This window comes from Dietzia sp. HMSC21D01 (assembly GCF_001815995.1).
Classification (GTDB): domain Bacteria; phylum Actinomycetota; class Actinomycetes; order Mycobacteriales; family Mycobacteriaceae; genus Dietzia; species Dietzia cinnamea.
In genome coordinates, this window is sequence record NZ_KV823695.1 from 1 (window position 1) to 6,864 (window position 6,864).

The 6,864-nt window shown below is 66.7% G+C and carries 6 protein-coding genes; all 6 read left to right on the plus strand.

Going from position 1 to position 6,864, the window contains the following annotated elements:
- Positions 1-40: 40 nt before the first annotated feature.
- Genes HMPREF3086_RS02135 through HMPREF3086_RS02160 form a run of 6 tightly spaced genes read left to right on the plus strand, consistent with a single transcriptional unit; the run spans position 41 to position 6,766 of the window.
- Positions 41-1,651 (plus strand): VldE C-terminal domain-containing protein, encoded by a 1,611-nt coding sequence (locus tag HMPREF3086_RS02135; protein ID WP_070719927.1) that lies wholly within the window; start codon positions 41-43, stop codon positions 1,649-1,651.
- A 26-nt stretch (positions 1,652-1,677) separates the two neighbouring features.
- Complete coding sequence (locus HMPREF3086_RS02140) at positions 1,678-2,217, plus strand: hypothetical protein (protein WP_243699771.1); 540 nt, start codon at positions 1,678-1,680, stop codon at positions 2,215-2,217.
- 28 nt (positions 2,218-2,245) lie between these two features.
- Complete coding sequence (locus tag HMPREF3086_RS02145; RefSeq protein ID WP_070719928.1) at positions 2,246-3,979, plus strand: type IV secretory system conjugative DNA transfer family protein; 1,734 nt, start codon at positions 2,246-2,248, stop codon at positions 3,977-3,979.
- Positions 3,976-4,488 (plus strand): DUF4913 domain-containing protein, encoded by a 513-nt coding sequence (locus HMPREF3086_RS02150; RefSeq protein WP_061229520.1) that lies wholly within the window; start codon positions 3,976-3,978, stop codon positions 4,486-4,488. The genes HMPREF3086_RS02145 and HMPREF3086_RS02150 overlap by 4 nt, the downstream gene beginning before the upstream one ends.
- Positions 4,485-5,177 (plus strand): hypothetical protein, encoded by a 693-nt coding sequence (locus HMPREF3086_RS02155; RefSeq protein ID WP_131886299.1) that lies wholly within the window; start codon positions 4,485-4,487, stop codon positions 5,175-5,177. Before HMPREF3086_RS02150 ends, HMPREF3086_RS02155 begins: the two co-directional genes overlap by 4 nt.
- The gene (locus tag HMPREF3086_RS02160; RefSeq protein WP_141763952.1) at positions 5,174-6,766 is read left to right on the plus strand and encodes a hypothetical protein; all 1,593 of its coding nucleotides are present in this window, start codon (positions 5,174-5,176) and stop codon (positions 6,764-6,766) included. The genes HMPREF3086_RS02155 and HMPREF3086_RS02160 overlap by 4 nt, the downstream gene beginning before the upstream one ends.
- Positions 6,767-6,864: the final 98 nt, after the last annotated feature.

Below are 6,864 nucleotides of genomic sequence, written 5' to 3' on the forward strand. Positions count from 1 at the left end.
ACACCGGCCCGTGAATCAGCGGGGCTAGGGCTGTAGACGGATGCGGTCGGCCAAGCTCGTCGTGGGCATCGTCATCGGGATCATCCTGCTGTCGCTGGTGGTCGTGGTGATCCTCGGAGACGGCAGCGACGATCGGTGCCGCCCGAACGGGGCCATAACCGGCGGCGGGGGAGTGCCCGCCGGCGAGCTCAGCCTGCCGATCGCCGAAGGCGATTACGTCGTGTCCTCGACCTACAAGAGCGCAGACCGGCCCGGCCACCGAGGCATCGACCTGGCCGCCTCAGGCGGCACGCCCATGTACGCGATGGCCCCAGGCGTGGTGACCGCCGCCGGCCCCGCCAGCGGGTTCGGCAACTGGATCGTCATCGACCACACCATCGACGGTCAGCCCTACTCGACCGTCTACGGCCATATGTGGGACGACGGAGTGGCCGTGCAGGTGGGCGACACCGTTGCCGCAGGACAGCACATCGGTGAGGTCGGCAACAACGGCCAGTCCACCGGCGCCCACCTGCACTTCGAGGTGTGGCAGGGCGGGCGCCTGACCGGTGGGAGCGAGACCGATCCGCAGCCGTGGCTCGACCGAGCGGCGAACCCGGGCTCGGGAGGCAGTGAGCCGCCCACCGACGAGTCAACGACCTCCCGTCAGCCGTCTCCGCCCTCGAGTGGGGAGATGCCCGATTCGGACAAGATCGCCTCCAAGGAGAACTTGCAGGTCGACTCGATCCGGGTGGCCCGGGCCGTGGCGCAGCGCTTTCCCGACGTGAAGACCATCGGCGGGTGGCGGCCTGTTGATGCCTACCCCGATCACCCGTCGGGCCGCGCCGTGGACATCATGATCCCGGACTACTCCTCGAGCGAGGGCCGCGAGCTGGGCAATCGCATCAAGAACTACCTGCTGACGCACCGCGAATTCTTCAACATCGAGTACCTGATCTGGCGGCAGCAGTACATCCCCGCCACCGGGCAGCCCAACCAGATGGAGGACCGGGGCGACCCGACCCAGAACCATTTCGACCACGTGCACGTCACCGTCGCCGGCGGCGGAAAGCCCACCCCGAACCAGCGCTACGGCGCCGCCCCCACCGACGGTGCCGACGATGACTCCGAGACCACCGGCGCCGCCGGGGGCGACGACTGCGCCCCGGACTTCGGGCATCGCAGCCTGAACGCGGGCGAGATCCCCGCCGAACTGCGCAAGTGGATCGACCTGGGAGGCCAGGTCTGCCGCGAGGTCGACTCTCCGCTGCTGGCCGGGCTGCTGTACCACGAATCAGCCGGCTTCCAGGCCACGGCAGTCTCGACGGCCGGAGCGCAAGGGTACGGGCAGTTCATGCCCGGCACGTGGGCGGCCAAGGGCGCCAAGGTCGACGACAACGGCCAGATCGCCGGACCTCCCGGCTCGGGTTCTCCGTCGGACCCGGCGGACGCGACGATGGCCGCCGCCCGCTACCTGTGCGAGATCGCCGAGGGCCAGCGAGAGGGCATCGCCTCGGGCGAGCTCAGTGGCGACCCGCAGGCGTTGATGCTGGCCGGCTATAACGCCGGCCCCGGCGCCGTGCAGCAGTTCGGCGGGGTACCGCCGTATGCCGAGACGCAAAAGTACGTGGTCATCGTGCCGCAAGAGGCCGCGAGGTTCGCTGCCGCATGAGCACCGCCGACGAGTAGGAGACAGCGATGAACACCAAAGGCGTAGCCGTGGTCGCCGCGGCGGTGGTGGCGGTAGTGGTCGCCGCCGTCGCGATGGCTCTGACGCTTGGCCGCGATGATGAACCGGGAACCGATGCGCACGTGCACATCGACCCGATCACGACCGCCGACGAAGTGGCGGTGGCGGTGATGGCAGGGATTCACACGTGGACCCCCGCGCAGCAGCAGTCCCCGTGGGATGCGATGCACGCGATCTCCGGCCAGCTCACCGGCCAGATGGCGGACGCGGCCACCACCCGCCCGGACCCAGATCCTGCCCCTGGGCAGTGGTCGGCATGGGCGCGCTCGGGTGACCGCGTGATCGGCGCCGCAAGCCTGGCCGGATATCAGGACCCCGTCCCGCAGGACGCGAGCGAAGCTCGGCGCCTGGTCACGGTGCAGCAGAAAGTGCTGCACCCCGACGGAGCAACGACCCCGCTCGAGCGCATCACCGCGACCGTCGAGCTCAAGCGCACCGGCGAGACGTGGAAGGTCGCCAGCTACCAATACCGATCTGTGGGCGAGTAACCGCGCACATCACACCAGGGAGGCAACTATGGCAGGTAAGGACCTGGCACGAACGTCCCAGACCCGCGAGCCCGGACCCACGATCGCGCTGGTCATGATGGGCGTGGTGGCGGCCGCGGTGATCGCGGTGTGGGGCAGTATCACCCTCGGCGAATCCATCGCCCCCACCGGTCAGGAGGTTCCCGGTAACCCCGCGGTGGCGGTGATCGACCTGGCCCAGGGGCAGGTGCAGTGGACCACCGGCGCCACGGTCGTCGCCGTGGCCCTGGTGGTGATCGCCGTTGTGCTCGTGGCCGTGGTGGCGGCGCTCGTCGGGCGTCGGCAGGGCCGCAGGACTCGCGTCGATGGGATCACCAAGCACCTGGCGGGCCGCGCTGACGTGAAGTCACTGTCGGCCAAGAGCGTGGTCCGCGCCAACCGCGAGCGAGGCGACACCACCCAGACCCCGGGGGTGTACATCGGCAAGGAGGTCGCTACCGGCCAAGATCTCTGGGGCGGGTGGGAAGACCTGCATCTGGATCTGTGGGGTCCCCGCCAGGGAAAGACCTCCAGCCGCATCATTCCGATGATCCGCCGCGCACCGGGAATCTGCATCTCCACCTCGTGCAAGCGCGACGTCATCGAAGCCACGATGCCGTTCCGTCAGCAGGTCGGCCGCGTCTGGGTGCTCGACCCGCAGGACAAGGCGGTCGGGCTGGACACCTCCAAGTGGTACTTCGACCCGCTGGACTTCGTGCGCCGCGACCAGTGGTGGGACGGCAACGCCGAGGAGCTCGCCGAGATCTTCAACGCCGCCACCGCCCGCGGGGAGGCCGGCAGCGACCCCAACGCGTACTTCTACTCCCAGGCCGTGGACCTGCTCGCCTCGCTGTTCCTGGCAGCGGCGATGAAGAACCGTCCCATCACCGATGTCTACGGATGGGTCTCCAATCTCGAAGACGCCACCCCAGTCGACATCCTGGCCGACAGTCAGTGGAAGCCGCAGGCTGCGGACCTGGCCAGCAAGTACAACGCCGAGCCCCGCACCCGCTCCAACGTGTTCTCCGCGGCCAAGAACATGATCTCCTGCCTGGGACGCAGGCAGATCGTGCGGTGGCTGACCCCCCAGGCCGGCGCCCAGCGTTTCGATCCGGTCGCCTTCGCAAACTCTGAGGCCGACACGCTGTATCTGGTCTCCGACGAGGAGAACCCGATCGGCCGGCCGGTGACGTCCATCCTGACCGTCGCGGTGTTCAAGGCCCTGGTCGACCGGGCCGACACCTGCCCCGGTTCGCGTCTTCCGGTGCCGGTGACCGCCGCCCTGGACGAGATCGCCAACATCGTGCGGTGGCCCAGGCTGCCCGACTACTACTCGACCTTCGGCTCCCGAGGCATCATCTGCTCGACCGTGCTCCAGTCCTACGCCCAGGGCGTGGAAGTGTGGGGCGAGCAGGGCATGAAGAAGCTGTGGTCTGCCGCCGCGATCGTCGTCATCGGCCCCGGCCACAAGGACTACCGGTTCCTCGACGAGCTGGCCCATCTCATCGGCACCCACACCGAACAGCAACGCTCCATCTCCAGCGGCGGCGGCGATCGCGGGCGGTCCGTGTCGACCCAGACGGTCGAGAAGCAGACCATCACCGCCGCTGAGCTGGCCGCCCTGCCGTTCGGTCGGATGATCGTCCTGGCCACCGGCCGGCGCCCGATCCTGGCCCGGATGGTCCGGTGGGACCACCAGGACCTTCCCTCCGCCCCTGAGAAGACCGAAGAGGCCGCAGCATGAGCCACCTGTTCGACAAGAGAATCGTTGAGGCGTTCGGCCCGCTGCTTGGCGAAGTCGCGACGGAGGCCCTTCCGGCAGCCGTCAAGGACGCGCTGGCAACTCCAGGGCTCGGTGACTACCTGGCCCGCACCATCGAGAAAGACGTGGAGACGTTCGCCCACGACGAGCTCGGGTTACCGCGGCCACTGCGATTCTCAGACGAGTTCGCGTTCTTCGATGACTACCTGCGGATCGCGTACGAGGCCGGCGGGATGAGTCAGGGCAAAGGGTGGTGCGCTCGCTGGTGGGATCACCGCTCGGCCCGGTTTCGGGTCAGGGCGATGTGGCAAGCCTACGAAGCTCTGGCGGTTCGGGACCCCGCAACGTGCGATGAGGTGTTCCTGCGCACGGTCGGCGATCACCATATGGCCCTGCTGATGGGGGAGCGGTCCCCGATGTACGCCTGTCAGACCTCGCACCAGCCCAGCAAGCCCCTGAAGTCAGAGCCAGTTGAAGGAGCGCCGAAATGAGTCCGCACCCCAGCGACCACGTAGTCGCCGCCCTGGTCCGGAACGCCCGGCTGGGCGCTGCGGCCACGCCGCAACAGCCAGCCCGAACCCGATCCGTCGGCTCGCACAGCGCCCGCCAATGCACGGTGGGCCGGCTGGTCGTCGAAGCTGCCCGAGCGGACACCGGAGTGTCCGAGGAGGTCGCCGCCGCTCGACGCGAGATCATCGCCGCAGAGTTCGAGCGCCGCCGGTTGATTGAGGCCGCAGAACAGACCCGCCGGCAGGCCGAGCTCGACCTCGGCCGAGCCGAGCGGGAACGCGACGACGCGGTGCGGCAAGCACGCCAACAAGGCGGGCCGACCCCGGACTTTCTCACGCTCGCCCTCATCGCCGCCGCCACTTTCGAGATCACCGACTCCGATCTGGAGCACGTCATTGACGCCGCGGTCACCGATCACCCCGATCTGACCGATGCCGATGTCAGCGCACTGACCGGTGACCGCCACGTCGGGCTGAGCCCCGAACAGCTCTCCGCGGAGCTCGCAGCGACAGGGGCTTCTCAGACGGTCGCGAACGGGCTGATCGACACCGGCGTGGCCACGGTCGCGCCGGCTGAACTCATTGCCCACTCCGTGTCCATCTCTCCTGCGCCCGAAGTCGCCGAAAACGTCATCCCCACACCCGAGACCGCACCAGAGGCGGAGCAATGACTTCACCGGAGGCAAAGATGAACAGCAATTCCCGACCCGTCCCCGACCTCAACGCCATGCTGCGGGGCCGCGACCCGCTGGCTCCGTTCAGAATCACTCTCGACGTTCAATCTGTTTTCGACCAGGCGGGTCTGCTGGATCGGCGAGAAGACGACCTCGCCAGTTGCGGAAGCCGAGAGGCTTGGCGAGCGCTCGTAGATGCAGTCGCCACCGAGTCAGAAAAGGCCTTGTTTCAGGATCCGGACTACGTCATATTCGACCCGCCGGAGGACGAATACGGTCCGCTCAACCATAGTCAGATCGGCCACCTCTTCGACGTGACAATTAAGCAGATTATTGAACGGGCGGAGAACTCGGAGTTCTGGCCTTATGCGGAGGCCTGGGAGCGAAGCCAATTCATGGAGGAGGAGGTCTTTGCAAGTTGGAAAGGCGTCGAGGGCGAGTACACGAGCGCGTTCGCCAAGACGGTACGACTTGCTCTTGCCGACCACGGAGTCGACCGGTTCGTCGAGATCGTCGGCCCCTACTCGGCACAGGCGGGGCATGACCATGATCCGCTGTTAGTCGCCCTCCATGATTTCGCTCTCGAGGCGACACCGGTACCCGCCCCCCCGCGGCTGTTCGACGTCGCTGGCGACCAGGCGGACGAGGGCTCCGGCGGTAACACCAAAGATGCCATAAAGGCTCTGACCGCACTCGCAAGGCATACACCGGACTTCACCTATGACATGGTCGAGATCCTGGCCACCGTAGCAGCGAACGTCGGCAGCGTCGATCAACTGCTTCCCAACCAGGACTCTCCGACTGCCGCATCCCTGCGCGATATCATCACCAACTTAACAGGCACCAATACCGACGAGCTGCTGCGATGGCGCACTGAGCCCATCCACATCTATGTCGACGCATACGAGAAGTTCCGCGAATCAGGCCTGGTTGAACGTCACTACCAAGACGCGGACCGCCTCGCCAAGCAGGTGAGCGAAAATCGTCAGAGTTTAATCTCCGCGTCAGCTAACGATTATGAGCGTGAGGAGCTGAAGTCGATCAATTCCCGGCTCGCATCGCTTCCATCGGTCGACGACGGCGCTGAAGAGCTAATGGATAGGCGCCACGCCCTCGAAACCGCGATCATTGGGCGAAGCCGGAATACAGAGGATCCCCACTCCCGAGCATTGACCCGGAGCGTCGAGCTTCAATCGGCCGTCGAGCATCGATGGATGGACCTCGAGGAAGAGTACGTGCTGAAGGTCAAGTCGACAGTCGAGGATTTGGTCGCTGAGCGCGGGCTTTCGCACCTTCCACTGGAGGTGAAAAACAGTCGCTGGCGTGGCGACAACAGTCACACACACGATCAGCTCGCCGTCGAGCTCCATCAAGCCGCGCTCGCACGGACCCCCCTGCCCGACCCCGACTCCGTCATGCCGTGGGCAATCGCGAAAGTCGACGGCACCAGCTGGTCTGATTCGTACCTGGAGCACCGAGGAACAGAAGGCGGTGGGGGCCACCTCAGCCCTGACCCTTACGCTCCCGATGCGACCGGACCGAGCTCCGCGCCACAAGTAAGGCAGGTACTCGGCCCGGACCTCTGACCCGCCGATTCTCGGCTCGACACCACGCTCGTGGCAATCACTACAGGTCGGGGGAGGCGCCGGTTTCAGCTCCCCAATCCCATTGCGGTCCGGACGTC

What these genes read in the sequence shown, in the direction of transcription:
- HMPREF3086_RS02135 (WP_070719927.1), top strand. Translation starts at nt 41, where the DNA reads ATGCGGTCGGCCAAGCTCGTCGTGGGCATCGTCATCGGGATCATCCTG.
- HMPREF3086_RS02140 (WP_243699771.1), top strand. Translation starts at nt 1,678, where the DNA reads ATGAACACCAAAGGCGTAGCCGTGGTCGCCGCGGCGGTGGTGGCGGTA.
- HMPREF3086_RS02145 (WP_070719928.1), top strand. Translation starts at nt 2,246, where the DNA reads ATGGCAGGTAAGGACCTGGCACGAACGTCCCAGACCCGCGAGCCCGGA.
- HMPREF3086_RS02150 (WP_061229520.1), top strand. Translation starts at nt 3,976, where the DNA reads ATGAGCCACCTGTTCGACAAGAGAATCGTTGAGGCGTTCGGCCCGCTG.
- HMPREF3086_RS02155 (WP_131886299.1), top strand. Translation starts at nt 4,485, where the DNA reads ATGAGTCCGCACCCCAGCGACCACGTAGTCGCCGCCCTGGTCCGGAAC.
- HMPREF3086_RS02160 (WP_141763952.1), top strand. Translation starts at nt 5,174, where the DNA reads ATGACTTCACCGGAGGCAAAGATGAACAGCAATTCCCGACCCGTCCCC.